This is a genomic window from Kastovskya adunca, assembly GCF_059505785.1.
This window is the reverse complement of sequence record NZ_JCACLG010000026.1, coordinates 53,152-78,237: the sequence shown is the minus strand read 5'-3', so window position 1 is coordinate 78,237 and position 25,086 is coordinate 53,152. Positions and strand designations below refer to the sequence as shown.

Here is a 25,086-nt window from a genome sequence, read left to right as displayed (position 1 = left end):
CTAGGAACTAGGTAGAAGACGAAGCCGCAGCAGTTTCCTCGCCTGTTGCCTGTTGCCTGTAATTTGTTGCTAATTTGTCAAGTTGCGTATAGTGTTGACCGCGATCGCCACTAGATTTAGTCAGAGTAATCAGGGCGTTGAGAAAGCCCAGAGTGTAGAAACCACCACGGCTAAGAATTTTGACCGGAGAGCCGCTTTTGTTGCAGGGGGGATGTCCTAGGACGTGGCAATCGAATAAACGACCATATAAGCGTAAGGCTTGGGATGGGGTTAAATTCTTCATCCCCAGCAAGAAATGGTTGTGGTAGAAGGTGAGTTGGTATTTGAGCGATCGCGTACTGATATCGTGACAGCCACCAGTCTCTTCGCCTAAATGCACTAAATGCGCTTCCGGGTCGTACCAAATCTGATACCCGGTTTTTCGCAGGCGCAAGCAAAAATCTGACTCTTCCCGCACGGCACTGCCTTTAAAACGCTCATCAAACCACAACCCGTGTTTGGTAAAGATTTCCCGGCGGAAGGACATATTGCAGCCCCTAGCAGAAATCACCCGTTGCGGCTTTACTGTATGCACCAGATCGATGTGATACCACGCAATACCGGGGTCCATCGCTTCCGGCGGCAAATCCTCAATGGTGAGCTTATTTCCCGAATCCGCTAACTTCATGCGGTCAAACACCCGTCCTGCCACCGCTCCAACTTCCGGACGCTGGTAGTTCCGCGCGTGGGTTTGCAGGTATTGCGGCGGTAATTCGACATCATCGTCGATAAATAAAATGATTTCGCCAACTGCCCGCCTAACGGCGTAATTCCGTGCTCCGGGTAAGCTTGCCCAATCGACTCGAAACCACTGAATTTTACCAGAAGCAGCTAGCTGTTCTAAATCAGCCAGAGTTTCCGGTTCGTGGGTGGGGGTTTGATCGACCACCAGCACTTCCAAAGCAGGATAGTCTTGCTGCAAAACATCCTTAAGCGTATTCCGCAACGGTTCTTCCCGTCCGTAGGTGGGAATGATCACCGAAATTAAAGGCGAGTTCACGGGTTTTCTTGCTCCTTGTTAAGTGCTGAGGGATGTTGGGATTGATTAGCGATCGCCTAAGATACCGCCTTGCCAAGCGTAGGTTTTTTCCGTTTCTTGACGCCACGTTTCTTTTTACTAGAAAATTCCGCCTCTTGCAGGGCGATTAACTTTTCTCTTTCTTGTCGATCTATCACTGGCAGTTTTAAAGCCACTCCAGCAAAAGCCCAGTAATACACGGCTACGGGGTCAACATCGAGGGGGTAGTAATAGGTGTTATAGCCTAGGCACAAAACAAACACCCAGAAACTCGCCCCAAAACTGCGGATACTTTTATCTCGCAGCGATCGGTAAGTTTTAAACGTGATTACCGTCAAACTGGTCGCCAGCCCTAAAAATGCTAAAGTGCCAAATGGTCCAACTTCGTAGAGCACCTTCGGATAGTAGGTCTCTACAAGTTCTGTATCACCGAAGACACGGGTAGAATTAGTCGCTCGTCCCAAGCCTCTGCCCAGAAAGCCTCTTTGTTGTCTAAATGCCCAATGAAATTGCTCTTCAATAAAAGCTTGAGGAGGTGAGGCTTCCCAGCGACTGGTAAAACTATCAATTCGCTCCTGAACGAGCGCCGGGTTACTTGCTGCGGCAATGCTCAATACCATTGCTAGCCCTACTCCAATGGGAATAAAACGTTTGAGGTTCGCCACTTGACCTGTCAGGATCAACAGAATCACGATGACGGTGGGTACCAGTGCTAAGGCAATGCGCTGACCAGAAATTACCGCATTGACAAACACCGCTGCCATCCCCACTAAACCGCCGATCCGCCAGAAGAGTGAGGGGTCACTAAATGCCGTCGCAAACGTGGTAAAAGCATTGGCAATCAAAAACCAAGCCCACTGCCAGGGTGCAACAAATGTGCCGGGTAAGCGAATCATCCCTTGAGAAGGACTATAAACCAGAGAGCCACCCACTAAACATTTCGCATCGAGTGTGGCTTTAAATAAATCGGCTCCGACGAGATGGTCAGTTCCCTGACACCGCCCGGTGCGGAGCATCATGTACTGCATAAAGCCTAGTACGCAGCAAATAATTGCTAGGACAACATGGACGCGGGTAAAGTGCAGCAGATCCTTCTTGTCTCGAATCAGGTAGTAGGCACAGAAGATTAAGGGAATATATCCTACAAAAACCTTTAGACCTAAAATTCCCTGCAAGACGGGTTGTCCGTCTTTACAAACCAGCCCTCTGCCACCATCTAATAAGCTTTCGCAGGCGGGAGCAAATTGCTGGGAGCCATTAACAAACAGCAGCGTCAGCAGGCACATCACCAGGAGAATTATCAGCGCTGGTTTAAGCTGTTTGGAAACCAGAATCGGTTGTTTTCTGCGGCGAATGTCTTGAACGAGTGCAATGAGTGCCGGAATATAAAATCCATCTTTGGCTAACTGAAACAGAGGACTGCCTCCCCCAATCCAGTAAGTAACGGTACCGCTAAAGGGCATGTAGATGAAAAAAGCCCAAAGGGCGGCTCTGGGATATTTGTACGCAAACGCCAGAGTTGGCAATCCGACTCCGGCTGCTACGCCCAGTTTCGGATCGACTGCCAAGCTCACAGGTACGCCCAAGGCGATCGCCATAAAGATGCTGACGAAGATAAATTGCGTCAGTTCTTTGCGATCCTGCTGAACTTTGCGCTTTTGGGCTAACTGCTCTTTGGAGCTTAATGTTGGAGCATCAGATGTTTTTTTCCCTTTTGTTGACTTTTTCTTGGACTTTGATTTCAGCATGGAAAGCCCTATCAAGCTGGCGTCCCATCGATTTTGGCACAAGAAAGTTAGAAATTGGGGAGTGGGAAGTGGCGAAAGCTGGGAGTGGGAAAGTAAACAAGGGCAGGTTTAGGGAAGGTCTCGGTGACAAATTTGTTGCCAGTCAGCCAAGCCCACCCTGAAACCAAAAACAGACAACGAAAAAGCTATTGCAAATGCTGCTCTACCACAGCTACTAGCTGGGATGCCCACCGCTCGGCGACTTGAGCATCGGCGGCTTCTACCATGACTCGGATTAGAGGTTCAGTACCAGAGGCGCGGACGAGGATGCGTCCGTGATCTCCCATGGCAGTTTCCGCTTGGGCGATCGCATTTTGCAAAGGTTCGCAATCTTGCCAGTAACGACGGCGCTCGCGGTCTTCAACTCGCACATTACACAGTAGTTGCGGGTAAGTCGTAAAGCTTTGATCTATCAACTGGGATAAAGAAGTCCCCGAACGCCGCACCAAGCAGGAAAGATGTAACGCTGTCATTAAGCCATCACCCGTCATCCCATAGTGGTGGCAAAGGATATGTCCCGATTGCTCGCCGCCCAACATCGCTCCCGAACGGATCATTTCGGCATAAACATACTGATCGCCCACGGCTGTCCGGACAAAGTTTCCCCCCAGATCTGTCCAAGCCCGCTCAAAGCCCAGATTTGCCATCACCGTCGCGACAATCAAATTGTCTGGCAATCGATTTGTCTGCCGCAGGGTTTGACCCCAGAAATAGAGAATATAATCCCCATCCACCACGCGACCTTGAGGATCGACCGCCATCACGCGATCGGCATCGCCATCAAAGGCAAAACCCAGTTCAGCGTTGTGCTGCTGAACCGCCGCTTTCAGCGCCCCAAGATGGGTTGAACCACAGTTAACATTAATCCGCGCACCATCGGGTTGATCGTGCAAGCAAATCACCTCTGCCCCCATCGCGGTAAAAACCTCAGGGGCGAGCTTCACCGACGCTCCCCATGCTAAGTCCAGCACAATCCGCATTCCCTGCAAGTTTATATCACCATGCAGCGGACGCTTCAGAAAATCGGTATATTCTCTCGTCAACTCTGGTCGATGGTAATGCTGTCCCCACTCTCCATTCAGGAGCAGGTTCGGACTCATCCCTCTCAAACCCGCTTCAATTTGCTCTTGCAAGTGAGAGGGCAACTTAGTTCCTTGAGAATCAAAAAACTTAATGCCGTTATCTTCCGGCGGGTTGTGGCTAGCGGAAATCATCACTCCACCTACCGCATCGGTCACTGCTGCCAGATAAGCCACACAAGGCGTCGGACATAAGCCGAGATTCCAGACTTCCAGTCCGGCTGAGGTTAATCCTGCCGTCAGTGCCATTGATAGCATATCGCCGGAGCTTCTGGAATCTTGCCCCAGAATCACCGGGCCGTTTTTGGGTGCTACGGTTTGTAGGACTTGACCTGCCCAAAAACCAATTTGCAATGCCAACGGCGCAGTCAGTAAATCGCCGACTCGTCCCCGAATGCCATCGGTGCCAAACAAAGGAGTTGCGGGTAGCGATAAGGGATAGGGAGCAACGCCAATATCTGAGCAAGGTAGCTGCCGTTGAGGCGACGACGGTTCTACACGTTGAACACCCTGAGGCCGTACAGAAGATGTAACCATAATTAAACTTTCCTCACACAACACACTCTCAGTGGAGAATAACACTTTCTTAAAATTTGTTCTCTCTCTAATTAGGTAGTAAGACAGCTGATTAATGTTGATTGGCTAGGGTAAGCAAGAACTGCATGATCTTTGATGCCTTTAGCCCCGATTATTCTCAAAAATCAAGTCATCTCTGCCGGGGTTGAGATTAATCCTAGGCACAGAAGTGTTGGTTAATCTCAAGGCATTGACATCCTCCCCACCCTAGAAGGGATAGGGATTTCTAGAGATAGGAACAGCTAAACCTGCTCATATCCCAAATTAGGTCAAATCATCTTGAATAAAGAGCGATCGCTCGCTAAAATTCCCCAGGAAGCCGACTCTGAAGTTTAGCGAACGTTACCGCTGAATTATGCCGATTCACAACTAAGCATAAGCAGAGAAAGTGGGATATTTCGGTTTTTTAAGGCAGAGTGAATAGTAAACATTGGGTTCGCTGCACATTACACCGTCCTACTTCGCTGCAATAGGATTATCCGGATAAGCGCAGTAGCTACCAAGCCGTATTTCCTCCCCACCCCGATCTTTCTAGACTCCTACCTCTGATAGGATGCCCTGCATGACATCCCAGCTTATTCCTTGTTGTATATAACGCGGGGCATCAGGATTATAGGGACTAGCGGCGCGGTCAATTGAGACAATCTTCGCGTCCTCTGGTAGTACAGGAGTATCTGGATCAAAAGCAGTCGGGCGCATCAACGAACTGGAAAAGCCTTTGAAGATAGCAATCTGGTCTTCTTCTCCAGCAATCTCTACGCTGACAAGTAAGACTTCTTGCGGACGCTTGCTCGTGTATTCCTCTAGACGCCGCCCGATGGAATTATTCATTGACTGCTGTTCTCTTAGCAAATTGTCGGCAAGCCTACTTGCCCGTTTGAATTTGAAATGCAGAGGGCAAGAGAGGTTTACGCACTAGGTAACAGAGGGATTCTGCCGTAAATCAGTTGAAAATTCTTACTGTTGGATGGCAGAACGTCCCTGTCTACCTAAGCGCACCAGGATGAAATAGCTCAAGCAGATGACATAGATAAATAATCCAGTCATCCCCAAAAAGCCGAGAAATTCCGGTCGGGAAGCTGGATGAATATATTGCTTAAACAGGAGAGATGGTTCTATCCAAATGCGGCAAGAGGGGGTTTGGATGGCGCGTTCAACAAAGGCACACCGCAGGAATGGGAGGGCGAACAAAGCACCTAACGTGCTGTAAATCGTTATTGCCCAACGCCAGGACGTAACTGCCAGCTTTAAGGGGCGCGGCGGCTGGTCATCAATTTCTTCGTTTAAGTCGGCCCAAAACCACAAGGCGATGGGAATCAGGAGGCGGGCAAAAAAGCCTGTAGCGAAACCGATTGGCCAAGCGGCAATCAGTATATAAATGGTAATGGCGAAGAGACTGGAAACCCGCCAATAGATGATTAACAGGCGCTGTATGAATTCCGCTCTTTGTACAAACGCCCAAATCAGCAAAATGATCGGGATGATAACAGTAAATAATAGCGCTAGTCTGTAATCTGTCCAGACGAGCGATCGCAGTAGTCCCTCTTCCATGCTTCTTGCCAAAATGACTTCTATCTATGTTAGGGCAGGAAGGGAAATCGAGGATAAGCCGTTATACAGATAATCCCTCGTCGCTTCCCCAAAAAACAAGCAGCTAGCATCCGATGGGGAACGTCTAGCTGCTCAGGAATCTATCTCGGCTATCTAATCAAGGGATGTGGCTAAGTAGCAACCCTCAACACCTTTAGTTATCGTCGATCCGGCACTCAGGAGCCTCAGGATTATCATCGCAGTACCGCTCAAGGGAGTTTTTCTGCTTGCCTTTTTTTTGCTGGTGTGAAGCTTCAGCTTGCAGTTCTTCTACAGCGTCCCATGCCGCAGCACAATCACCGGACTCTGAACCTTTCGTGTCGCAAACGATACGAGCTTGGTCGCGCTCTTGTTCGATTTTGTCTTGAATATCACTCATTGTTTTTTGTTCTAGTTACCTTACTTATTCAGTGTAGGAAACCTTGTTTAACCTTTTTGAAGATTTCCAACCAATTACAGGTTTAGCGTAGTGGCTCAGTTGGTGAGTGCTACTTAATTTCTGTCTTATCGCAGAACAGTAGCTCTTTAGAAGAATAATCTCTATCTTTTAAGATTTGACTAACCTTCAGTCTCTTCGCCTGTCAGCTTACACTGAACTGACTTTACTATCTATTTACATATTAACTTGTGTTAAGGTGTGTTCTTTGTAACTTAAGTTGTATTCGCCCCACTCTCACCTTTAACCACCAGGAGGCTCCCGTCATCATTCTTTGATTTGATGAAGGGAAGGCGTTACAAGATGATCCTTCAGTCTCTGACCTTGGCTCCAGAGGAGCTGTCATCTGGAGTTATCATAAAGTTTTGAAGTGTCTGCCAATCGCCTCAGTACGCATCCGCATCGGGAACGAATTTGGTAAAACCAATGGCTAATCCAATCCAGTGGGTCAATGCTCTCTCCACCCGTCCGTCATTGGAAGCAGCAGTTGAGGAAGTTGTAGACCGCATCCAGAACAGCTTGAGTGCCGCTCCGGACTTGGCTGTGGTCTTCATTTCCTCGGCGTTTGCTAGTGAGTATTCCCGATTAATGCCAGTCATGAAGGAGCGGTTGTCCGTACCTGTGCTGATTGGCTGTGGTGGAGGCGGTATTGTCGGCATGAACCCGGAGGGGGAAGCGCGGGAAATCGAAGGAGAACCGGCGCTCAGTGTGAGTGTGGCGCACTTGCCAGAAGTAAGCGTTCGCGCTTTTTACCTACCCGCCGACATCCTACCGGACTTAGATAGCTCTCCTGATACTTGGGTGGACTTAGTCGGTGTTGATCCTCAAGAGCAGCCGCAGTTTATTTTACTTGCCGATCCGTTTTCGTCTCGCATCAACGACCTGCTCCAAGGGCTAGATTTTGCCTATCCGGGTTCAATTAAGGTCGGCGGACTGGCAAGTACTGGCATGATGGGCACCCAGACTGGCTTATTTTGTAACTATCACCTTTACCGCGAGGGAACCGTCGGAGTTGCTTTGAGTGGCAATATTGTGATGGAAACAATTGTGGCGCAAGGTTGCCGTCCGATTGGTCAGACCTACCAAGTGACTCAAGGGGAGCGGAATATTCTCTTAGAATTGGCAGAGCCGGAAAGCACCGAACTGACAACTTGCACGACTCAAGCCCGCCCGCCGTTAGAAGTTTTGCGAGATTTAATTCAAGACCTAAGCGAAAGCGATCGCGAACTGGCACAGCACTCACTGTTCATCGGAGTAGCGCGGGATGAATTTAAACAGCAGTTGGGTCACGGAGACTTTCTGATTCGGAATGTGTTGGGGGTAGACCCACGACTAGGAGCGATCGCCATTGGCGATCGCGTTCGTCCCGGACAACGGATTCAGTTTCACCTCAGAGACGCCCGAACATCGGGAGAAGACTTAGAATTGCTCCTTCAAAGCTACCAGCAAGAAGCCACTAATACCTCTAGTGCTGGGGCGTTAATGTTTTCCTGCATGGGGAGAGGCGCAGGGCTTTACGGTGAACCAGATTTTGACTCCAACCTCTTTCACCAATACCTAAACAACGTTCAGTTAGGCGGCTTCTTCTGTAATGGGGAAATTGGCCCAGTTGCTGGCAGCACATTCTTGCACGGCTACACCTCTGTCTTTGGAATTTGTCATCAACCTTGATCAAGGATGAACAGAGCAGGGGAGCAGGGGAGCAGGGGAGCAGGGGCGCAGGGGCGCAGGGGCGCAGGGGCGCAGAGGAGCAGAGGAGAGGAAGAGAACCAATAACCGAATTCACCCTTCATACTTCATACTTCATACTTCACCCTTCATACTTCATACTTCATCCTTTCTCCCCAACTCAGAACTCAGGACTAATGTAGCGTGATTATCAATAAAGGCAGGTGTACCGTCCCTGGTGATGGAGCTAAATGCCTCAAAGTAGCGGCGAACCTTGGGGGGAAAGTCAGGGAAGTCAAACAGGACATCCCCATTGGCAATGTCTGCCCAGAAGTAGCGTAACTGCGGGGCAAATTGCTTCGCTTCTTCAAGCGGTAGGCTTAAGGGGGGGTCAGTGAGTAAACGCAGCATAAAGGCATAAGAGCGATCGCCCATCCATTCCCGTGACATTTGGGATAAATCCTCCCATCCTGGTACTGATTCAACGCGATGAGACTCGATTTGTAAAAATCTTTTCCCCTGCTGATCGGTTCGGAGCTGCAAAGTTCGATAAGGGTGAGGATAGCTGACCAAAGACCCGGTCGTGATGTCATAGATGCCATCCTTGTAGGCGACATCCTGCACATGCAAGTGACCTGTAAAAACTAGGTTAACCCCCGCTTCTTGCAACATCTGCCGCAGTTTTGGCGCATTATCCAACATATAGCGGCGTCCTAGCGGGTGGCGAGATTGTCCGGGTAGATGTTCCACCACGTTGTGATGTACCATCACCAGCACGAATTTATCTTCGGCTTCTACCAGTACCTGCTGCAACCACTGTAGTTGTACCTCGTCTAGATAGCCTTGTTGTTTGCCATCGCTATCAAACTGGTTAGAATTTAGCCCGATTAGCTGTACTCCTGGGAGGATTTCGCAGGTGTAGTAAAGGCGATCGCAGTTAGTATAACCGCAGTGCTGATAGTAGTAGGGAAAATCCTTCAGTCCAATCGACTGCTCATTCGGCAAGAGACTAGGGACATCATGATTGCCTGGGATAACGTACACCGGAAAAGGCAGCTTCTTCAAGCGATTAGATAGCCAGGTGTGGTTTTCTGCTTCGCCATGCTGCGTCAAGTCTCCAGGAAGCAGGAGAAAGTCAAGGGGCTGCTGCTCTAGATGCTCAAAGGCTAGTTCTAAGGCGGGAATGCTAACTTCTACTAGATGGAAGCGGCTGGGATTATCCCAGATTGTGTGGGGTAGCCCGATATGCAGATCGCTGATCGCTGCAAAGCGAAAATTAAGATTCATGGAATGTCAAAGGAAAAGTTAGATTAAGGAAATTTCTTTAAAATGTTGATTGGCATCGGTGAGGAGATGCCTGTAGTTTTGGTGTGACAACTCAAGACAAGTCTGCCGTTGAGTATAACTGCAACGAGATTGCACCAACTATCCCCAATTAGCTTAAGTCGAGGAGACAGTCATCAGTTAAAAGCCTCTAAGAGAAAATCCGCGCCAAGCGCGACTATTTTACAAAACATCAGCGGTTAAAAAGCCCAAAACAAGAGGAACCCAAATTGCCTAGAGTCCGAGTACGCCAGCACGTTAATCCCTTAAGCAAAAAGTATTCTGAGCCTATTTTCCCTCCCAACTGGGAGAAAGTTTTTGCCCAACCCAATCAGCCTTTGCATCTTGATATTGGTTGCGCCAGAGGAGAATTTCTGTTGCAGATGGCACAAGCAGAACCAGACTGGAATTTTTTGGGAGTGGAAATTCGAGAACCTTTAGTAGAACAAGCAAACCAACTGCGAGAGGAACTGGGGATAAATAACCTTTATTACTTGTTTGGCAATATCAATAACTCTATGCCCTCTCTGTGCAATTCTTTGCCTGCTGGGATATTGCAGCGCGTCACGATTCAATTTCCTGACCCTTGGTTTAAAAAACGCCAAGCCAAACGCCGAGTAGTGCAGCCAGAATTAGTTGAGGATATAGCAACATATCTAGCTGTTGGGGGTATAGTTTTCCTTCAGTCTGATATTGAAATAGTTGCCCAAGAAATGCGCGATCGCTTCGACGAACAACCCGCCTTTCAACGACAGGGAGGAGAATCCTGGCTTACTAACAATCCCTTTCCCATCCCCACCGAACGCGAAGGCTCTACTCTCTCCCGCAATGAACCTGTTTATCGCGCCTTGTTTGTCAAGAGCGATGGAATTAAGGATGAAGTATGAAGGGTGAAGTATGAAAGGTGAAGTATGAATAGGGTTGGTTATTTTCTCCGCCGCTCCCCTGCTCTCCTGCTCCCCTGCTCTCCTGCTCCCCTGCTCCCCTGCTCCCCTGCTCCCCTGCTCCCCTGCTCCCCTGCTCTCCTGCTCCCCTGCTCCGCCGCTCCCCTGCTCCCCTGCTCCGCCGCTCCCCTACTCATGACTCAGTACCTTCTTCAAACCCACGACCGAAACCACATCCGAAGTTGATACTGTCCAGAAGACAAAGGTAATCCCAAATAAATTGGCATCCAGAACCAAAAGGCAAGCAAAACTAGCATCACTACGACAATACCCATGATCCGACGACGGGGATGGCTGCTTTGTAGCCAGCGGTCAACAATCCAAGCAAGCCCCATCCCTGTAAATATCGACGCCCCCATATAGTGGTACAAAAACGTGCAGCGACTGACCCGTATCCAGGGGAGCCAGTTTGCTGTCCAGTTTGCGATCAGATAAAGGGCTACCCAGCTAGAGGGAGTAAAGGGAATTTTCCAACCCGCGCCTGCTAACAATTGCTGAGATAGCAGCAAAATCAGTAGTAACATTGCCCCTGCTGATAGCCACCAGAGAATCGGGTTGCCAATGGCATGGACATCATAAATTACATCCCCAGTTCCTACAGGTAGGGGGGGATAAGCGGGAACTGTCTCTGTGGTGCTGCGAGCGGTTTGATAGAAATAGGCAACGGGGCGAATCATCAAGAACCAGCTATACCACCGAGAACAGTAAGGATGTACATCCGAACCGTCGCCGATTTTTTCGTGAAATGTGAGAATGTCTTTTTGTGCCTGCCAGAATCCCGGCGTCGGGTTCATGATCAGGTGAGGAATCCAAAGCAGGCTATAAGTAATGACAGGAATAAGGGCAAAATTAAATATAAACTGGGGAATTTTGATCTGAGTCAGATTTTCTAAGGGATTTACTATTAGTCTCGAATTGGGTTTTCTTATTCCTGAGTAGGGTGGCTCTAGACGGGGTTGGGATTCGGTATAGGGGCGTTGCGATCGCATCCACTGCATCACCCAAGCTACCGCCCAAAGCATGTAAGCTCCCAAAAGGAACCATAAGCCATTCCACTTAATGCACATGGAAGCTCCGAAAAACACTCCCGAAGCAGCAAGACTAATCCCCCGTTCATGTTTAGGTTGACTGAGGGCAATTAAAAGGAATAATTGACCCAGTAGCCCCAAAATAACGAGGTAGACATTGTTGAGAGCGTAGCGAGATTCCACCAAAAACAGTCCATCAGCAGCGGCAAAAAGCGCAGCAATAAAGGCATAGCTACGACGGTGATTCAGTTGGTAGGCAATGGCGGCAACAACCAAGGGAATCAAGGAGCCAGTTAAGGCATTCAGCCAGCGGTAGCTCCAGGTTGTCCGCAAGGAACCGGTTAAGCCGTTGAGGTTCTCAGTCCCGAAGGGAAGATGAGAACCCAACCAGATACCGATCGCCAGGATGTATTGGCTTAAGGGAGGATGGGCATTGAAAAATTGCGTTCCAGTTAGGTAGTTATTGGCAAAGATTGCGTAATAAACTTCGTCAAAGACTAAGGTATTGAATCGACTTAATCCCCAGAAGCGTAGGATAACTGAGCCTAGAAAGACACTGGTAATACCAATGGCAAACCAGGGTAGAGGCAATGGGACGAATTGGGAACTGTGGGCGGGGAATTTTAACTTCATCATCTCAAGCTGGACTGCATTTTTTGCCATGGCGGAAATTAATCTTGGCGACTTGATCGTAATTTAGTAGACCCGGCTCTCTGACTGATGATGCCTGATCAGGCTGATTGAATAAGCGACTACCTATTGAGTTTGCTCATCCAAATTAACTACTTTTTGGCATTGGGGACTGGGGACTGGGTAATAGTTGTAACAAATATAAGATAGTAATTTCATTTATTTTCCCTAATTCCCCACCGCCGATTGCCAATGCCCCATCCCTATTTTTAATTCCCTCGAACCTGACATCAAAACAAAAAATCTGTGTCTCATGGTTCTAAACATCACGCCGTTAGACCTTAATCTAAGGGCAGCGTGTTTCCGAAGGGCAGCAATGAGCAAGAACCAAGCCAACCAGACGAATCAACCTGAGGCGGATTCTACCCTCGATCCCGATAGGCAACAAGGAGCGATCACCCGATCCTTTAAATTTGGATATTATCAGAGAGATCTCCGCACGGAGGTGCTGGCAGGAATTACCACCTTTATGACGATGGCATATACTTTGGTCGTCAATCCTGGAATTTTGTCAGAGGCGATTTTTTTGACACAACCCCAGGATTTATTCAATGAATTGGTAATTGCCACGGTGATTTCCGCTGCAACTGCTACTTTGACTATGGGCTTATTAGCAAATTATCCCTAGTGATTTTTGTGTAAGTCCTCTTGGTGTAAAATTCCAGGCATGGAACTGAAAGTTATCAGCTTCAATCTGCGCTATGACAAGCCCGACCCTGGCGATCATGCCTGGACAGTTCGCAAAGCAGCAGTTGCAGAGTCAATCGCCCACTATGCACCAGATATCATCGGCACCCAGGAAGGGATGGCACACCAGTTGCTAGATTTGCATCGGTTGCTGCCAAATTACCAGAGTGTGGGAGACGATCGCACAGGTGTTGGTATGGGTGAACGTTGTGCCATCTTTTACCGCTCTGGACGGTTGAAGTGCCTCAATAGTGGCAACTTCTTCTTAAGCGATACTCCTGAAACTCCTGGTAGCATTAGCCCTGATTGGGGCAATCGTGTTCCACGGATGACTACCTGGGCTGTCTTTGCTGTTGTCGGGGAGGAAGAAACGATTACAGTTTTTAATACCCATCTCGACTACAACAGCGCCAAGGCGCGAGAACTAGGAGCGAAATTGGTATGCGATCGTATAAGTCATCTCCAGCCCTCTGAGTCTTACACTTTTCTTACAGGCGACTTCAATGCTGCCCCTGGTAGTGTCCCACGGGAAATGCTGGGACATTCTTTACCCAATGGACTGCACCTCTACGACGCCCTTGCTGATATTGAACTAGAGGAACAACAGACCTTTCATGACTTCACAGGAAAAGCAGTTGACGCCGTAGATACGATCTACTACGACAGCCGCGTCAGTCTCCGGAGGATTGAGATAGATCACCGTCAGTGGCTAGGTGTTTTACCTTCAGACCATTTCCCGGTAATGGCAGAGTTTAGAAGTACTGGCAAATAAAAAGGCGTTAATGCCCCCCGACGCGACGCTTGAAGTGTTCAGAACAGAGGTTTTGAGTTATAAAAAGTTAACTCCAGTCAGCTAGTTGAAGAGTAACGTCCCTGAAAAATCTTCCCCATCTAATCCCCAACCGCCAATGTCTAACTTTTCTCCTCAGTAGCATTGGTCTTTTTCTCAGTGTCTGGATTGTGATTCCTGCGCCGACGATGCGGCTACTGCCACTGGGGGTAGGTGCGCCAGAGATTAGTCCGTATCTGGCGATCGCTAATGCGGTCATTCTTGTCGCATCCATTGCTAACCCACGGCGGCGGGGAAAAAGAGGAAGACACCATCGCCTGCAATCCCTCGCCATCATTGCCAGTTTGGCTGGACTTTTGCTTAGTGCTATGCCGTTGGTGCAAGTACCTGCCACTGAGCAGCAGTTTGCCGAGGTGATGCAGAAGCAATTAGGAGCAGACTACCTGGCGCAGGTTCCCGATCGAGTGAAGCGCCAGATGCGATCGCGTCCCTTTGTTCTGGCGGATGTATTTCGTCCGATAGCACTGGGGGAGAGTCGCTACACGGCTTATGTTCCCTTCGCTACAGCGGATGGGGTAGTACTAAAGATGAATGTCTACCGTCCGCCGCAGATCGGAAAATATCCGGCAATTGTATCCATCTACGGAGGAGCATGGCAAAGGGGCAGTCCCTTGGAAAATGCAAAATTCAACCGCTACATGGCAGCGCAGGGCTATACCGTCTTGGCGATTGATTATCGCCATGCACCGGATTACCACTTCCCTGCTCAAATCAACGATGTTCGAGCGGCATTAAGCTTTATTCGCCAGCACGCGGCTGAGTATGAGGTCAATCTAGAGCGCGTTGCCGTAATAGGGCGTTCGGCTGGCTCTCAGTTAGCGATGCTAGCCGCCTACTCACCGGAGATAGCCTTTCCGATTCGCGCCGTTGTTAGCTACTATGGGCCAATTGACTTAACCGCCGGTTATCGCAATCCCCCAATTCCTGACCCCATTAATTCCCGCGCTGTCTTAAAGGCGTTTTTGGGGGGGACGCCTAGCCAGTTACCGGAACTCTACCGCAACGCCTCACCTATTACCTATGTCAAGCCAGATCTGCCGCCGACACTGTTAATTTATGGCGATCGCGATTATATTGTCCAAGCTAAATATGGTCAGAAGATGGCAGAACGATTGCAGGAAGCAGGCAATACGGTTGTTTTCTTAAAAATTCCTTGGGCAAATCACGCTTTTGATGCCGTTTTTAATGGTCTTAGCAATCAAATCGCCCTTTATTACACAGAACGCTTTTTAGCTTGGGCGTTGCGTTGAGCAATTCCTTTCGTACTGTGGCAAAAACATTCCCGCCTCGCTTTGGCTAATCTCTGGATTTTATGAGTGATCTTGGGAATCCACCTCCATAATCTTCGATTTTGAGGTGGAGGATGTCAATTGTTTGAGCCGATGCTGAATAGCCAATTCTTCGCTGCTACAAATAGTTTCTAAAGTCACAATGCGTTCGCTTAACTGCTTAACGTTGTTCTTCAAATCAGAATTATTTTCAACCCACCGCTGAGAAGATCGCCAAACAACAGCCGTACTCATATTTGCTCCCAAAACCACTGCTAAGGGCAGAATTACACCACCTTTCATGATTGATACAAGGGGGATACAAATCGCCAGCATTCCTGTGGCAAAGCTCCAAATAATTGCAGTAATAGCAATCTTCGCCCCGGTGTTTTCAGCCTGATACACCATCAGTCTCCTCAAACTAATAAAGCTTATGATCGACAATGTGTCATGGATTAGCGGCGATCGCATTTGCCCTGACTCTGGTAATTTTCTTTCCGGCTGCCCTTTCTACAACAAGCGCAACTGAGAATCCTGTTTTGATGGTGTTTGTTGAGGCTCGGCTGCTTCTGAGGCGCTCTCGTCGCTGAGTTCTAACCAAACCGGATCATCACCAGCCAGCAAGCGGTTTGCGGCTTCCATGATCTCTGCCGAAATATCCTTGAGGTCTTCCCGATTTCCTAGATAAGCTTTCAAGGCTTCCATCGGGTCCATAGTGTTGCCAACGCCTAGTTCTGGTAGGCGAGGACGGGCTAGCTGACTGACTAGTTCTGGGCGAATTGTGTAGTTGTGGGCATCATTTAGTGCTTGGTGTAAAGCGGCGTTGTCGATCAAGTCCAGCTGTTCGGAACGCAGTCTATAAATTAGGCGTACCACCGCGTCTTGAATCTCCTTTTTGGCGATCGCTTTCAGGATGGCTTTCTGAGGATCATCTGCCTCAGACACATCCACCTCAATTGTGCGGAAGGGACGCACGGGTAGGGAACAAAATTCCCAATTCGCCTGACCCCGTTCCAGTTCGACCATTACATAACCTTTCTCTTCCTTCTCTTCGCTAAAATCTACTCGCTCAATGCTACCGGGGTAGATGATGGGCGGGTTATTAGACTTATTGAGATTTTGGTGCTTGTGGACGTGACCTAATGCCACATAGTCAAAGCAGGGTCGCGTCAGCATCGATAGGGGAATTGTGAAACCCTTACCCACTGCCAAAAAGCGTTCCGCCCCCAAATTGGCGCGGTCTGCCATCAAGTGCGCCAAGAGTACCGTCGGCACCTCTGGATCGAGTTGGCGAATCTCGCCTTCTAACACCGGGTCAAGGCGTTGTGTCAGTAACTCATTCACCTCTGCCAGTGCTAACCCTTCTGTTTCCGGGCGCGTCAGCAGCGCAGAACGAGTCAACCAAGGTAGAGTGATTACCTGTACCAGACCGTTACGGGTTTGGATGTGGTGAGTCTCGATGCGATCGCCTACCAAAAAACCGGGTACTCCCAACGTCCGATAGATACACAGACTTGCCCCACCCTGTCCTTGGGAATGTTGGTCGTGATTTCCTACCAGCAACACCGTGGGGATGTCTGCATCTACTAAGCGGCGAAACTGGCTAGCAAAGGCTTCCTGCACAAATGGCGGCGGCGTTGCATCTGGAAAGGCATCGCCCCCAAAGAGAACTAAATCGACAGGTTCGTTAATAGCACGGTCGATACATTTAGCCAGGGTATTGACAAAATCCTCCAGCCGTGTACTTAATCCCGTTGCCGGATTAATCCGCCCGTGGGAGAAGCCACTCCCCATGTGGATATCAGATAGGTGCAGAATTTTAATCATGTATCTCCTAGGGATTAGGGATGGGGGAAGTGGGGTGGCGGGGAGAAATTAGGAAAGATGGAATTTAATGACAGGCTTAAGAGCGATCGCGCCATGAATCATTAGCAAATAGCTAAGTAGGATCTGTAAATATTATTGGTTTGTAGTCAGGGCTAAATGCCTCAAAATCGGTTCCAAGCCCTGACTACGCAACAATTTTAAAGTTTTTACACGGCAACATAAAGTTTGATTTATTCTCGCCTACTTACCAAAAACTCACCGACTGATCGCAGCAGGTAACTAACAATAATTAACCAATCACCTCTTCTAAAACTTGGCGAATAACTTGCCGTTGTTCTGCATCGTAGCCCCAGCGTTGAAGAAACTTTTTGTAATGCCCTTCTCCGGTAGTGGCACTTCCCTTTAACTTTTGGGAAAGCTCCCGCACCGCCTCTAGGTCAACTTGTTCGATGAGATTGACAGTGCGCGATCGCACTCGATCCGATCCTTTCGCCGCTTCTTCGTTGCCGTGGCGACGATGGACAACTGCCATCGCGGCTGACATTGCCAGGTTTTTTACCAGCAATTCTGCAACGGTACTTGGTGATGATTGTAGTGCCTGGATGACTTGCGGGGAGGGATTATCCGCCAAGGTTCCTTCACCAGTGAGGTAGGTGACAAAAAAACCTCTGGCACCCGTTTGAGTTTTCACTAAACTGGCGATCGCGTGTGAGGCTTCTGATTGAGAGAGTTCCCCGTCTACCATTTTTGCCATCAAGGTCTGGGTAAGGGCGATCGCTTCTTCAAAGGTGACTGCTGCTGGAATAATCACGCGAATTCTTTGGGGGTTTTGTGCAGTTGGATCTATATAAGAGGATGATACTCAATTGCTGTGACAATCTTCCTCGATCACTCCCCTTGTCAAGGTGTTTTTCTGGAACGGGAAAAATTCCAAAATCTGAGAATTTCATTGAGTGGGTTAGTCACTCGCCATACCCACTGCTCAGAAACGACTGTGCTCACACAGGTAGGACTGACGCACTGACAACGAAATTGCGTCATTCTGAGCGATAGTGAAGAATCTCAAACCCTTGTTCTCGCGTTACGGTACGTAAGTCCTAACAGCTATTCTCAATTCATGCTGTCCTTAGACAAACTCGCAGAATTTTTAAATCAATATTTTGCTATTCATCGCTTCAATGATGACCCAGGCGGAGTGTATCGCCCCTCAAACCGTGCGATTCAGCGAATTGGGTTAGCGTTGGAGCCTTGGCAGCAATTACCCCAATGGGCAGAACAAGCTCAGTTAGACGCTCTATTTTTGCATCGACCTTGGAAGCTGAAGTTAGAGCAACTGAAATCTGACGTTGGTGTCGTCTCCTATCATCTAGCGTTTGATGAACGGCTGACTTTGGGCTTCAATCCTCGCTTGGCAGATGCCTTGGGGATGTCAGCACTTTTGGTTATAGGAGAAAAAGAAGGGCGACCGATTGGGATGAGCGGTGAAATGTCACCCCAGTGTTTCACCCGCTACTGTAGGGATATAGGTGAGGTGTTTGGGGGACAAGATCAAACCGAACCAGGGGAGTGTAAACAAGTCTCGCGGGTGGCGGTAGTTGGAGCCATGACGGATGCTTTGGTGCGGGAGGCGGCATCTAGGGGTGCGGATGTCTACGTTACAGGACAGTGGCGACAGTCTGCAAAGAAGGCGGTGCAAGAAACTGGAATTGGTGTAGTTACAGTCGGTCATCGTCGTTGTGAGGAGTGGGGATTAAGAGCGTTGGCGGGGTTACTACAGGAGCGTTGGTTGGGGTTGAGGGTGGTTTTGCCACCCGGTGTTGAGGAGTGCTGAGTGGGGTGAAGAGTGAAGTATGTTTGGCGAAGCCGTTGCCGGAGGCGCTTGGTGAAGTATGAAAAAAGTTAGTTGTTCTTGAGAAAAACCAAGCTTGGGGGGCTTCCCCCCAAACCCCCCACTCTTGGGATGAGTGCCTCCCCCAGACCCCCTGCACAAGGGTTGATCGGTTGTGATGAGTTTTCTGGAGTCGGTGCAATTTGGTTATTGGTTCTGCTCATCTCCCCTATTGCCGATCAATTTTAATAATCCTTTTGGAAGTGAAAACGATATCAAATGCATAGCAATTTAGTACGGAGAACATGAGGAAAAAGAAGCCAGGCGTTCTGAGGGGGTTGAGGTTTCCAGTTCGGCAGGTTCGTCAATCGCTCTCTGTGTTTCGCTATAGCGGGCGGGCGTTGGAGTTGGTCTGGACGACTAGCCGTACGTTGACGGTGGTGCTGGCGATTCTGACGTTGGTGGCGGGGTTATTGCCCGCTGCGATCGCCTACATTGGTAAGTTAATTGTTGATAGTGTCGTCTTGGCTGCCAATACAGGTGATGTCAGCGATCGCGCTTTGGCATTTGGGTATGTAGGGCTAGAAGCGATCGCCGTGGCGTTACTTGCAGGTAGCCAACGGGGTCAAGGTATCTGCCAGTCGTTGTTACGAGTCCTACTCGGTCAGCGGGTAAATGTTTTAATTTTGGAAAAAGCCCTCACCTTAGACTTGGTTCATTTTGAGGATTCTGAATTTTACGACAAAATGACCCAAGCACGGCGCGAAGCCTCTAGTCGTCCGCTCTCGCTGGTGACGCGCACGTTTGGGTTGGTGCGGGATGGCTTATCGCTGATTACTTATGCAGGCTTGCTGCTGCAATTTTCGCTTTGGGCAGTTCTAGTATTGTTGATAGCGGCAATGCCAGCCTTCATTGCGGAAACTCGCTTTGCGGGGCAAGCTTTCCGCTTGTTTCAGTGGCGCTCTCCAGAAACCCGCCAGCAAACTTACCTAGAAACTTTAATCGCTCGCGAAGACTACGCCAAAGAGGTGCAGCTCTACCAGTTGGGCGCGATGATGCTGCAACGTTACCGCGATGTCTTTAACCGACTCTACGGCGAAGACCGCGACCTTACTATCCGTCGAGGCTTTTGGGGCTATCTGCTGGGTTTGTTTAGTACCGCCGCCTTTTACCTCGCCTACGCCTGGGTTGTCTGGGAAACCATCGCCGGACGCATTTCCCTGGGGGATATGACGATGTACCTGATAGTTTTCCGCCAAGGACAAACCACCTTCTCCGACACTCTCACGTCTGTTGGCGGGATGTACGAAGATAACCTCTATCTCTCTAATCTCTACGAATTTCTAGAGCAAGATGTCCCTCAATCTCGCGGTAAGGCAACTCAAGGGATACTACCGGGGGATGGAATTCGCTTTGAGAATGTTTTCTTTACCTATCCCGGTGCTTTGCAACCGATCTTGAAAGGGATTTCGCTGCATCTAAAACCGGGAGAGAAGTTAGCCATTGTCGGTGAAAATGGTTCCGGTAAAACTACCCTGATTAAGCTCCTGACGCGACTTTACACTCCCGACTCTGGACGCATCCTCCTCGATGGATTGGATTTGGATGTATGGGATATTGATGTCCTGCGTCAACGGATTGGGGTGATTTTCCAGAACTTTGTTCGCTACCAGTTCACCGTGGGAGAGAATGTCGGGGTCGGAGATGTCGATCGCTTAGAAGACGCGACACGCTGGAGAGATGCCTCGGAAAAAGGGATGGCTCTACCCTTCATTGAAAAGATGCCAGACGGCTTCAACACTCAGCTAGGGCGCTGGTTCAAGGGGGGGCAGGAACTTTCCGGCGGTCAGTGGCAGAAAATCGCCCTCTCCCGCGCCTTTATGCGATCGCGTGCCGATATCCTGGTACTCGATGAACCTACCGCTGCTATGGATGCGGAAGCTGAGATGCAAATTTTTGACCATTTCCGCACCATCACCCTTCAGCAGATGGTTGTTTTGATCTCCCACCGCTTCTCTACCGTGCGAATGGCAGACAAAATCGTTGTTATGGCAGAGGGAGAAATTATTGAACAAGGAACTCATCAGGAGTTGTTGCAGCTTGGCGGGCGCTATGCGCGACTATTCTCCCTGCAAGCGGCGGGTTATCAGTAAAGGCTTCTGGCTTCACCCATTGCCCGACCGCAGATATTACCAAAACGCGATCGCCAGCGTCGATTAATCCCCCTAACTACTCAACGCGCCAAGAGCCTTCAATATACCTAAAACACTGTACAGCTCGTTTCCACGATTGCGAAGTTCAAACACATTAGATGTAGCGTATTGTAATGTTTCTCCTTTAATTAATTTAACGAACATAAAACTTCCACCCGTGGTGAGCAATCCAAAGTTAGGTTTTTCTAGGTGAGGGTTTGCCAGTATATAAGCCAAAAGTTGGGCTAGTCCTACTTCTATCGAAAAAGCCGCCTGCTTCGACTCAATAACCAATACCCAAAGCCTTTCTCTAAGTACCAAGGCATCGAGCTGTCCCTTGACAACTACTCCTTCATCTTCTTCAATAATTTCTACAGACTGTTCTGATTTAATGTGAAAGGGAGATAAATAAAATCCAGCTAAATCTAACAGGGGAGACAACACCACCATTTTTACGGTATTTTCTAGCAGTGGTGGGTAATTCAGTAAATTGATGTAACTGGCTTTGACTCGATCGAGACGTTGCTTTTCTACTTCAGGAATTTCTGGTAAGTTATCTTGCCACTCGCGGAAAAATCCCTCGTCTTCAACTAATTGGAGATCAAATTTTTCTCTTAATTCTTGCAGAGTAATACTTTTCGCTTGGATTGTTTGAACCATAATCATTAGGCTGCTCAACAATTGACTGAAGATTACACTTCAAAAGTCCACTCTTGGGAACCAATCCGAATCACATTACCTGGAGTTAGCCAAAAAGGTTGATTAGGGGTAAGCCGTTCCCCACCCACAAACGTGCCATTGGAACTGCCGATATCAACTAATTGGTAGCGCGTACCCTGAGAGTCAGTCAGCTTGACAATTCGAGCATGGTTTCGGGAACACAAGAAATCGTCAAGGATGAGGGTGTTTTGTGGTTCCCGTCCGATGGTGAAGGGACTAGTAGATAAACTCATGACAGCACCGGAGGAGCGGTGTACCAGACGCGCACTAGAACTACCTGCCAAGACTGTTGGGGCAAGCTGTGGGGTATCTCGAAGCAAACTCACTTGCTGATTTGTTTCCCCTTCAATGGCAAAGCTCGTTGCTTCGAGAGTCGCTTCTAAGGGGTTAGCCGGATTGGGTGAACGACCAGAAATGAAATTGACCTGCTGCACATTAGGCGGCGGTATAGCCGGACGCCCTGCTTCAGCAATTTGCATTTTCAGTGCAGCTTGATACTCGGCTTCTTCCTTGGCGCTCATCCCTTCCACTTGGCGAATAATGCCACGAGTTTGGGGAAAGGTGATGTCGCTTACCCGAATATCCTCTAAAGCAAAGCCCAAAGCGTAGGAAACTTCGGCATGGTCAAGTAAATATTGCCGGATGTGGACTCTTCCCTGAGTGGTCAACTGTTCTACACGCAATTGACCCACAGCCACTCCCAAGCTGTCTTTGATGGCGCTCGTCAAGGCAGCAATCGGCTCGGATAACTCCAACGCTACTCGTTTCGGGTCTACGACCTGATACATCACGTTGAGGGAGATGTTAATCAGATACTGGTCGCGGGAGAGAAAGTCTCCCTGTGAAACAATCTCTAGATTTCGCAGCTTGCTATCTACCAAAATCACTTGGCATTGTTCCAGCCAGGGTAAGGCAAAGCTGAAGTGACGCCCTGGTACTAATGTTCGTACAACCCGACCGTTTTTGACTAATAAACCTGTAAAGCCGGCTCCGATAAAGTCCATGCTCAACCCAGCCCAGCGCTCTGGGGTTAATGTCTGGATGAGAGGGGGAGAGTTGCTGGACATGAGTCTAGGTCTAGAAGACTAATTAATTTGGGGAGTATTTCTTTACCAAAAAATTGGGTTTAAAGCCCCGTCCTTTTAGGACGGCTTTATATTAGTATTTTAACGTAGCGACTTTCCACGTAAAATGTTTGCTTTAGAGTTCAAGGCTAAAGGAAAACCAAATCAGTACGCAGCAATAGACGAGGCAATCAGGACTGCTCAGTTCGTTCGGAACAAGTGCATCCGTTTCTGGATGGATAACCGAGGCGTAGGGCAAAAAGAACTGTACCGTCACAGCACCGTACTGAGAGGAGAGTTTTCCTTTGTCAAATCCTTGAATTCTAGCGCTTGCCAAGCTTCAGTCGAAAGAGCTTATTCTGCAATTGCTCGGTTCTACGATAATTGCAAAAAAGCTGTTCCCGGAAAGAAAGGCTGTCCGCAATTTAAGAAAAACTGCCGCTCAGTTGAATATAAAGTTAGTGGCTGGAAACTTTCAGAAACCAGGAAGCAAATCACTTTCACCGACAAGAAAGGAATTGGCAAGCTTAAGCTCAAAGGAACGTGGGATCTAAACTTCTACCAACTCGACCAGATCAAACGGGTACGTTTGATCCGTCGTGCTGATGGCTACTACATTCAGTTCCTGATCGGTGCTGAAAATAAAGTAGACACGACTCCGACAGGCAAAACGATTGGCTTAGATGTTGGACTTAAAGAGTTTTATACCGACTCTGACGGTCACAGCGAACCTAACCCCAAGTTTTATCGAGAGAGTGAAAAACGGTTGAAGTTTAGGCAACGTCGCGTTTCTCGCAAAAAGAAAGGCTCTATCAACCGTCATATTGCCATTAATCGACTAGGGCGAACACACCTCAAAATAAGTAGGCAACGCGAAGAACATGCTAAGAGAGTAGCACGTTGCGTAATCCAATCTAACGATTTGGTAGCCTACGAAGATTTGAGGATTAAAAACTTAGTTAAAAATCACTGTCTCGCCAAGTCGATTAATGATGTGGGTTGGTATCAGTTCAGGAAATGGTTAGAGTATTTTGGAGTGAAGTTTGGCAGGGTAACGGTTGCCGTCAATCCTGTCTACACATCACAAAAATGTTCTAACTGCGGTGCAATCGTAAAAAAATCCCTATCCGTAAGAACCCATGTTTGTGAATGCGGGTTCGTTATGGACAGGGATTGGAATGCTGCGATTAATATCCTGAAATTAGCCTTGAGTACGGTAGGGCATACCGGAACTTCGGTTCGGCTTCGCTCACCGAGCGTAGTCGAGGTGAACGCTTTGGGAGATTCGACCTCTACTTTGGCTGGAGAAATCCTGTCTGAGCAAGTCGGGTCTATGAACAAAGAATCCCCACGCCTAAAGGCGTGGGGAGTGTCAATTCACCTTAACAAAGCTTGTTTCCAACTTGTTCGGATACAAACTGCACTATGCAGAAATGATTTCTGTATTTGAGGGGAGATAGGCAGTTTTAACTGACACATTGTCTGCGTAGCCGCGTCCCCAGGATGAGAGTTTTACGGGGCGTAATGTTACTGCAAACACCATCCTTCTATTGGTTTAGCCCAAATGTGCCTTTTGGCAGTGCTGCCGTTTCATTAACATAAGTTAACAATTAGGGATAAACTATCAATTTTACGTTTGAAACGATGCGAAGTACGCTTCCCTATCCCAAAAGTATCTCTCACACTCCTAGCGACTCTCTGACAGGAGTTTTTGTTGCTTCGACAATCCTGCTGTTTTGGGTAGGTAGTTTGATTTTCTTGTTTTCTATCAATGTTGCCCATGTCCCGGTAGTTTTCATTGTTCTAGCCGTTCTTTTCCGCATCTTTATTCAGACAGGATTATTTATCACGGCTCACGATGCGATGCACGGGCTAGTCTTTTCAGGAAACCGGAAAATCAATGACTTTATTGGTTCTGTAGCAATAGCTCTTTACGCGCTTCTACCTTATAAAGTCCTATTAAAAAAACATATTATGCACCATCGCGCTCCGGCAAGTGCTGATGATCCAGATTTTTTCGCAGATGGAACTAGCAACCCTGTGGTTTGGTATTTCCAGTTTATGAAGGGGTATTTAGATGGAAAATCTATCTGGTTTTCAATGATTGGGATAACTGTTATTTTCCACTCACTGCGATGGTTGGTACAGATTCCCATGAGCAATCTTTTGTTGTTCTGGGTAGTGCCAAGTTTGATTAGTTCTGTGCAGCTTTTTTATTTTGGAATTTATTTACCCCATCGCCAGCCAGAGGGGGGGTATGATAATCGTCACCGAGCGCGTAGTAGTAACTATCCGGTGTTGTGGTCATTTATTAGTTGTTACCACTTTGGCTACCATTGGGAGCATCATGAGTACCCTAATCTTCCCTGGTATAGGTTGCCTTCTGGGCGAAAGGATTAAGTAGCGTTCCGTGAAGGGGTACAGCGATCGCGATCGCTTTTTTCAAGGGCACTCTGCTAGGGTGGGTACTGC

The 25,086-nt window shown here is 48.4% G+C and carries 22 protein-coding genes; 9 read left to right on the top strand and 13 right to left on the bottom strand.

Annotated elements, in window-relative coordinates:
* Nucleotides 1-7: 7 nt before the first annotated feature.
* The 6 genes from hpsN to AC5JR3_RS09460 all read right to left on the bottom strand — a co-directional run bounded on the left by hpsN (nt 8) and on the right by AC5JR3_RS09460 (nt 6,468).
* Complete coding sequence (gene hpsN / locus AC5JR3_RS09485) at nt 8-1,039, bottom strand: hormogonium polysaccharide biosynthesis glycosyltransferase HpsN (RefSeq protein ID WP_495845287.1); 1,032 nt, start codon at nt 1,037-1,039, stop codon at nt 8-10.
* 56 nt (nt 1,040-1,095) lie between these two features.
* The gene (hpsL, locus tag AC5JR3_RS09480) at nt 1,096-2,805 is read right to left on the bottom strand and encodes a hormogonium polysaccharide biosynthesis protein HpsL (protein WP_495845285.1); all 1,710 of its coding nucleotides are present in this window, start codon (nt 2,803-2,805) and stop codon (nt 1,096-1,098) included.
* A 185-nt stretch (nt 2,806-2,990) separates the two neighbouring features.
* Nucleotides 2,991-4,460, bottom strand: a complete 1,470-nt coding sequence (glmM, locus tag AC5JR3_RS09475) for a phosphoglucosamine mutase (protein ID WP_495845283.1) — start codon at nt 4,458-4,460, stop codon at nt 2,991-2,993.
* Nucleotides 4,461-5,030: 570 nt separating this feature from the next.
* Nucleotides 5,031-5,330: a DUF7734 family protein gene (locus AC5JR3_RS09470; RefSeq protein ID WP_495845281.1), complete on the bottom strand. Its 300-nt coding sequence runs from the start codon at nt 5,328-5,330 to the stop codon at nt 5,031-5,033.
* Nucleotides 5,331-5,456: 126 nt separating this feature from the next.
* Nucleotides 5,457-6,050, bottom strand: a complete 594-nt coding sequence (locus AC5JR3_RS09465) for a DUF3177 family protein (protein WP_495845279.1) — start codon at nt 6,048-6,050, stop codon at nt 5,457-5,459.
* A 193-nt stretch (nt 6,051-6,243) separates the two neighbouring features.
* Complete coding sequence (locus AC5JR3_RS09460; protein WP_495845277.1) at nt 6,244-6,468, bottom strand: Calvin cycle protein CP12; 225 nt, start codon at nt 6,466-6,468, stop codon at nt 6,244-6,246.
* 483 nt (nt 6,469-6,951) lie between these two features.
* Here AC5JR3_RS09460 and AC5JR3_RS09455 point away from each other — a divergent pair, with 483 nt between their 5' ends.
* Nucleotides 6,952-8,196 (top strand): FIST signal transduction protein, encoded by a 1,245-nt coding sequence (locus AC5JR3_RS09455; RefSeq protein WP_495845275.1) that lies wholly within the window; start codon nt 6,952-6,954, stop codon nt 8,194-8,196.
* Nucleotides 8,197-8,349: 153 nt separating this feature from the next.
* Here AC5JR3_RS09455 and AC5JR3_RS09450 read toward each other — a convergent pair whose 3' ends face one another.
* Nucleotides 8,350-9,480: a metallophosphoesterase family protein gene (locus tag AC5JR3_RS09450; RefSeq protein ID WP_495845273.1), complete on the bottom strand. Its 1,131-nt coding sequence runs from the start codon at nt 9,478-9,480 to the stop codon at nt 8,350-8,352.
* Between the two features lie 266 nt (nt 9,481-9,746).
* On the opposite strand from AC5JR3_RS09450, the gene trmB reads away from it, so the two are divergent.
* Nucleotides 9,747-10,403 (top strand): tRNA (guanosine(46)-N7)-methyltransferase TrmB, encoded by a 657-nt coding sequence (gene trmB / locus AC5JR3_RS09445; protein WP_495845270.1) that lies wholly within the window; start codon nt 9,747-9,749, stop codon nt 10,401-10,403.
* Between the two features lie 209 nt (nt 10,404-10,612).
* On the opposite strand, the gene AC5JR3_RS09440 is transcribed toward trmB, so the two are convergent.
* A complete protein-coding gene (locus AC5JR3_RS09440; protein ID WP_495845656.1) occupies nt 10,613-12,124 on the bottom strand; it encodes a dolichyl-phosphate-mannose--protein mannosyltransferase in 1,512 nt (503 codons plus the stop codon).
* 370 nt (nt 12,125-12,494) lie between these two features.
* On the opposite strand from AC5JR3_RS09440, the gene AC5JR3_RS09435 reads away from it, so the two are divergent.
* From AC5JR3_RS09435 to AC5JR3_RS09425, 3 genes are all read left to right on the top strand, one after another.
* Complete coding sequence (locus AC5JR3_RS09435) at nt 12,495-12,806, top strand: hypothetical protein (protein ID WP_495845269.1); 312 nt, start codon at nt 12,495-12,497, stop codon at nt 12,804-12,806.
* Between the two features lie 39 nt (nt 12,807-12,845).
* Nucleotides 12,846-13,637 (top strand): endonuclease/exonuclease/phosphatase family protein, encoded by a 792-nt coding sequence (locus AC5JR3_RS09430; protein WP_495845266.1) that lies wholly within the window; start codon nt 12,846-12,848, stop codon nt 13,635-13,637.
* A gap of 206 nt (nt 13,638-13,843) precedes the next feature.
* Nucleotides 13,844-14,965 carry an alpha/beta hydrolase fold domain-containing protein gene (locus tag AC5JR3_RS09425; protein WP_495845264.1) on the top strand — a complete coding sequence of 374 codons (1,122 nt, stop codon included), beginning with the start codon at nt 13,844-13,846 and terminating at the stop codon, nt 14,963-14,965.
* Nucleotides 14,966-15,025: 60 nt separating this feature from the next.
* On the opposite strand, the gene AC5JR3_RS09420 is transcribed toward AC5JR3_RS09425, so the two are convergent.
* The 3 genes from AC5JR3_RS09420 to AC5JR3_RS09410 form a co-directional block, all read right to left on the bottom strand.
* Nucleotides 15,026-15,391 carry a hypothetical protein gene (locus AC5JR3_RS09420; protein ID WP_495845262.1) on the bottom strand — a complete coding sequence of 122 codons (366 nt, stop codon included), beginning with the start codon at nt 15,389-15,391 and terminating at the stop codon, nt 15,026-15,028.
* 102 nt (nt 15,392-15,493) lie between these two features.
* A complete protein-coding gene (sbcD, locus tag AC5JR3_RS09415) occupies nt 15,494-16,810 on the bottom strand; it encodes an exonuclease subunit SbcD (protein WP_495845260.1) in 1,317 nt (438 codons plus the stop codon).
* A gap of 289 nt (nt 16,811-17,099) precedes the next feature.
* On the bottom strand, nt 17,100-17,621 hold the full coding sequence (locus AC5JR3_RS09410) for a sll1618 family protein (RefSeq protein ID WP_495845257.1): 522 nt from the start codon (nt 17,619-17,621) through the stop codon (nt 17,100-17,102).
* Between the two features lie 306 nt (nt 17,622-17,927).
* On the opposite strand from AC5JR3_RS09410, the gene AC5JR3_RS09405 reads away from it, so the two are divergent.
* The gene (locus AC5JR3_RS09405) at nt 17,928-18,641 is read left to right on the top strand and encodes a Nif3-like dinuclear metal center hexameric protein (RefSeq protein WP_495845255.1); all 714 of its coding nucleotides are present in this window, start codon (nt 17,928-17,930) and stop codon (nt 18,639-18,641) included.
* A 302-nt stretch (nt 18,642-18,943) separates the two neighbouring features.
* Entirely contained in the window at nt 18,944-20,791 is a 1,848-nt protein-coding gene (locus AC5JR3_RS09400; protein ID WP_495845253.1) for an ABC transporter ATP-binding protein, read from the top strand.
* A gap of 72 nt (nt 20,792-20,863) precedes the next feature.
* Here AC5JR3_RS09400 and AC5JR3_RS09395 read toward each other — a convergent pair whose 3' ends face one another.
* Both AC5JR3_RS09395 and AC5JR3_RS09390 read right to left on the bottom strand, forming a co-directional pair.
* Nucleotides 20,864-21,490, bottom strand: coding sequence for a restriction endonuclease subunit R (locus AC5JR3_RS09395; protein WP_495845250.1), 627 nt, complete (start codon nt 21,488-21,490; stop codon nt 20,864-20,866).
* Between the two features lie 32 nt (nt 21,491-21,522).
* Nucleotides 21,523-22,617: an FHA domain-containing protein gene (locus AC5JR3_RS09390; protein WP_495845249.1), complete on the bottom strand. Its 1,095-nt coding sequence runs from the start codon at nt 22,615-22,617 to the stop codon at nt 21,523-21,525.
* A gap of 124 nt (nt 22,618-22,741) precedes the next feature.
* Between AC5JR3_RS09390 and AC5JR3_RS09385 the strand changes: the two genes are divergently transcribed.
* Nucleotides 22,742-24,064, top strand: coding sequence for an RNA-guided endonuclease InsQ/TnpB family protein (locus tag AC5JR3_RS09385; protein WP_495845247.1), 1,323 nt, complete (start codon nt 22,742-22,744; stop codon nt 24,062-24,064).
* Between the two features lie 194 nt (nt 24,065-24,258).
* On the top strand, nt 24,259-25,014 hold the full coding sequence (locus AC5JR3_RS09380; RefSeq protein WP_495845244.1) for a fatty acid desaturase: 756 nt from the start codon (nt 24,259-24,261) through the stop codon (nt 25,012-25,014).
* Nucleotides 25,015-25,086: the final 72 nt, after the last annotated feature.

What these genes read in the sequence shown, in the direction of transcription:
- hpsL (WP_495845285.1), bottom strand. Translation starts at nt 2,805, where the DNA reads ATGCTGAAATCAAAGTCCAAGAAAAAGTCAACAAAAGGGAAAAAAACA.
- glmM (WP_495845283.1), bottom strand. Translation starts at nt 4,460, where the DNA reads ATGGTTACATCTTCTGTACGGCCTCAGGGTGTTCAACGTGTAGAACCG.
- AC5JR3_RS09470 (WP_495845281.1), bottom strand. Translation starts at nt 5,330, where the DNA reads ATGAATAATTCCATCGGGCGGCGTCTAGAGGAATACACGAGCAAGCGT.
- AC5JR3_RS09465 (WP_495845279.1), bottom strand. Translation starts at nt 6,050, where the DNA reads ATGGAAGAGGGACTACTGCGATCGCTCGTCTGGACAGATTACAGACTA.
- AC5JR3_RS09460 (WP_495845277.1), bottom strand. Translation starts at nt 6,468, where the DNA reads ATGAGTGATATTCAAGACAAAATCGAACAAGAGCGCGACCAAGCTCGT.
- AC5JR3_RS09455 (WP_495845275.1), top strand. Translation starts at nt 6,952, where the DNA reads ATGGCTAATCCAATCCAGTGGGTCAATGCTCTCTCCACCCGTCCGTCA.
- AC5JR3_RS09450 (WP_495845273.1), bottom strand. Translation starts at nt 9,480, where the DNA reads ATGAATCTTAATTTTCGCTTTGCAGCGATCAGCGATCTGCATATCGGG.
- AC5JR3_RS09440 (WP_495845656.1), bottom strand. Translation starts at nt 12,124, where the DNA reads ATGATGAAGTTAAAATTCCCCGCCCACAGTTCCCAATTCGTCCCATTG.
- AC5JR3_RS09435 (WP_495845269.1), top strand. Translation starts at nt 12,495, where the DNA reads ATGAGCAAGAACCAAGCCAACCAGACGAATCAACCTGAGGCGGATTCT.
- AC5JR3_RS09430 (WP_495845266.1), top strand. Translation starts at nt 12,846, where the DNA reads ATGGAACTGAAAGTTATCAGCTTCAATCTGCGCTATGACAAGCCCGAC.
- AC5JR3_RS09425 (WP_495845264.1), top strand. Translation starts at nt 13,844, where the DNA reads ATGCGGCTACTGCCACTGGGGGTAGGTGCGCCAGAGATTAGTCCGTAT.
- AC5JR3_RS09420 (WP_495845262.1), bottom strand. Translation starts at nt 15,391, where the DNA reads ATGGTGTATCAGGCTGAAAACACCGGGGCGAAGATTGCTATTACTGCA.
- sbcD (WP_495845260.1), bottom strand. Translation starts at nt 16,810, where the DNA reads ATGATTAAAATTCTGCACCTATCTGATATCCACATGGGGAGTGGCTTC.
- AC5JR3_RS09405 (WP_495845255.1), top strand. Translation starts at nt 17,928, where the DNA reads ATGCTGTCCTTAGACAAACTCGCAGAATTTTTAAATCAATATTTTGCT.
- AC5JR3_RS09400 (WP_495845253.1), top strand. Translation starts at nt 18,944, where the DNA reads ATGAGGAAAAAGAAGCCAGGCGTTCTGAGGGGGTTGAGGTTTCCAGTT.
- AC5JR3_RS09395 (WP_495845250.1), bottom strand. Translation starts at nt 21,490, where the DNA reads ATGGTTCAAACAATCCAAGCGAAAAGTATTACTCTGCAAGAATTAAGA.
- AC5JR3_RS09390 (WP_495845249.1), bottom strand. Translation starts at nt 22,617, where the DNA reads ATGTCCAGCAACTCTCCCCCTCTCATCCAGACATTAACCCCAGAGCGC.
- AC5JR3_RS09385 (WP_495845247.1), top strand. Translation starts at nt 22,742, where the DNA reads ATGTTTGCTTTAGAGTTCAAGGCTAAAGGAAAACCAAATCAGTACGCA.
- AC5JR3_RS09380 (WP_495845244.1), top strand. Translation starts at nt 24,259, where the DNA reads ATGCGAAGTACGCTTCCCTATCCCAAAAGTATCTCTCACACTCCTAGC.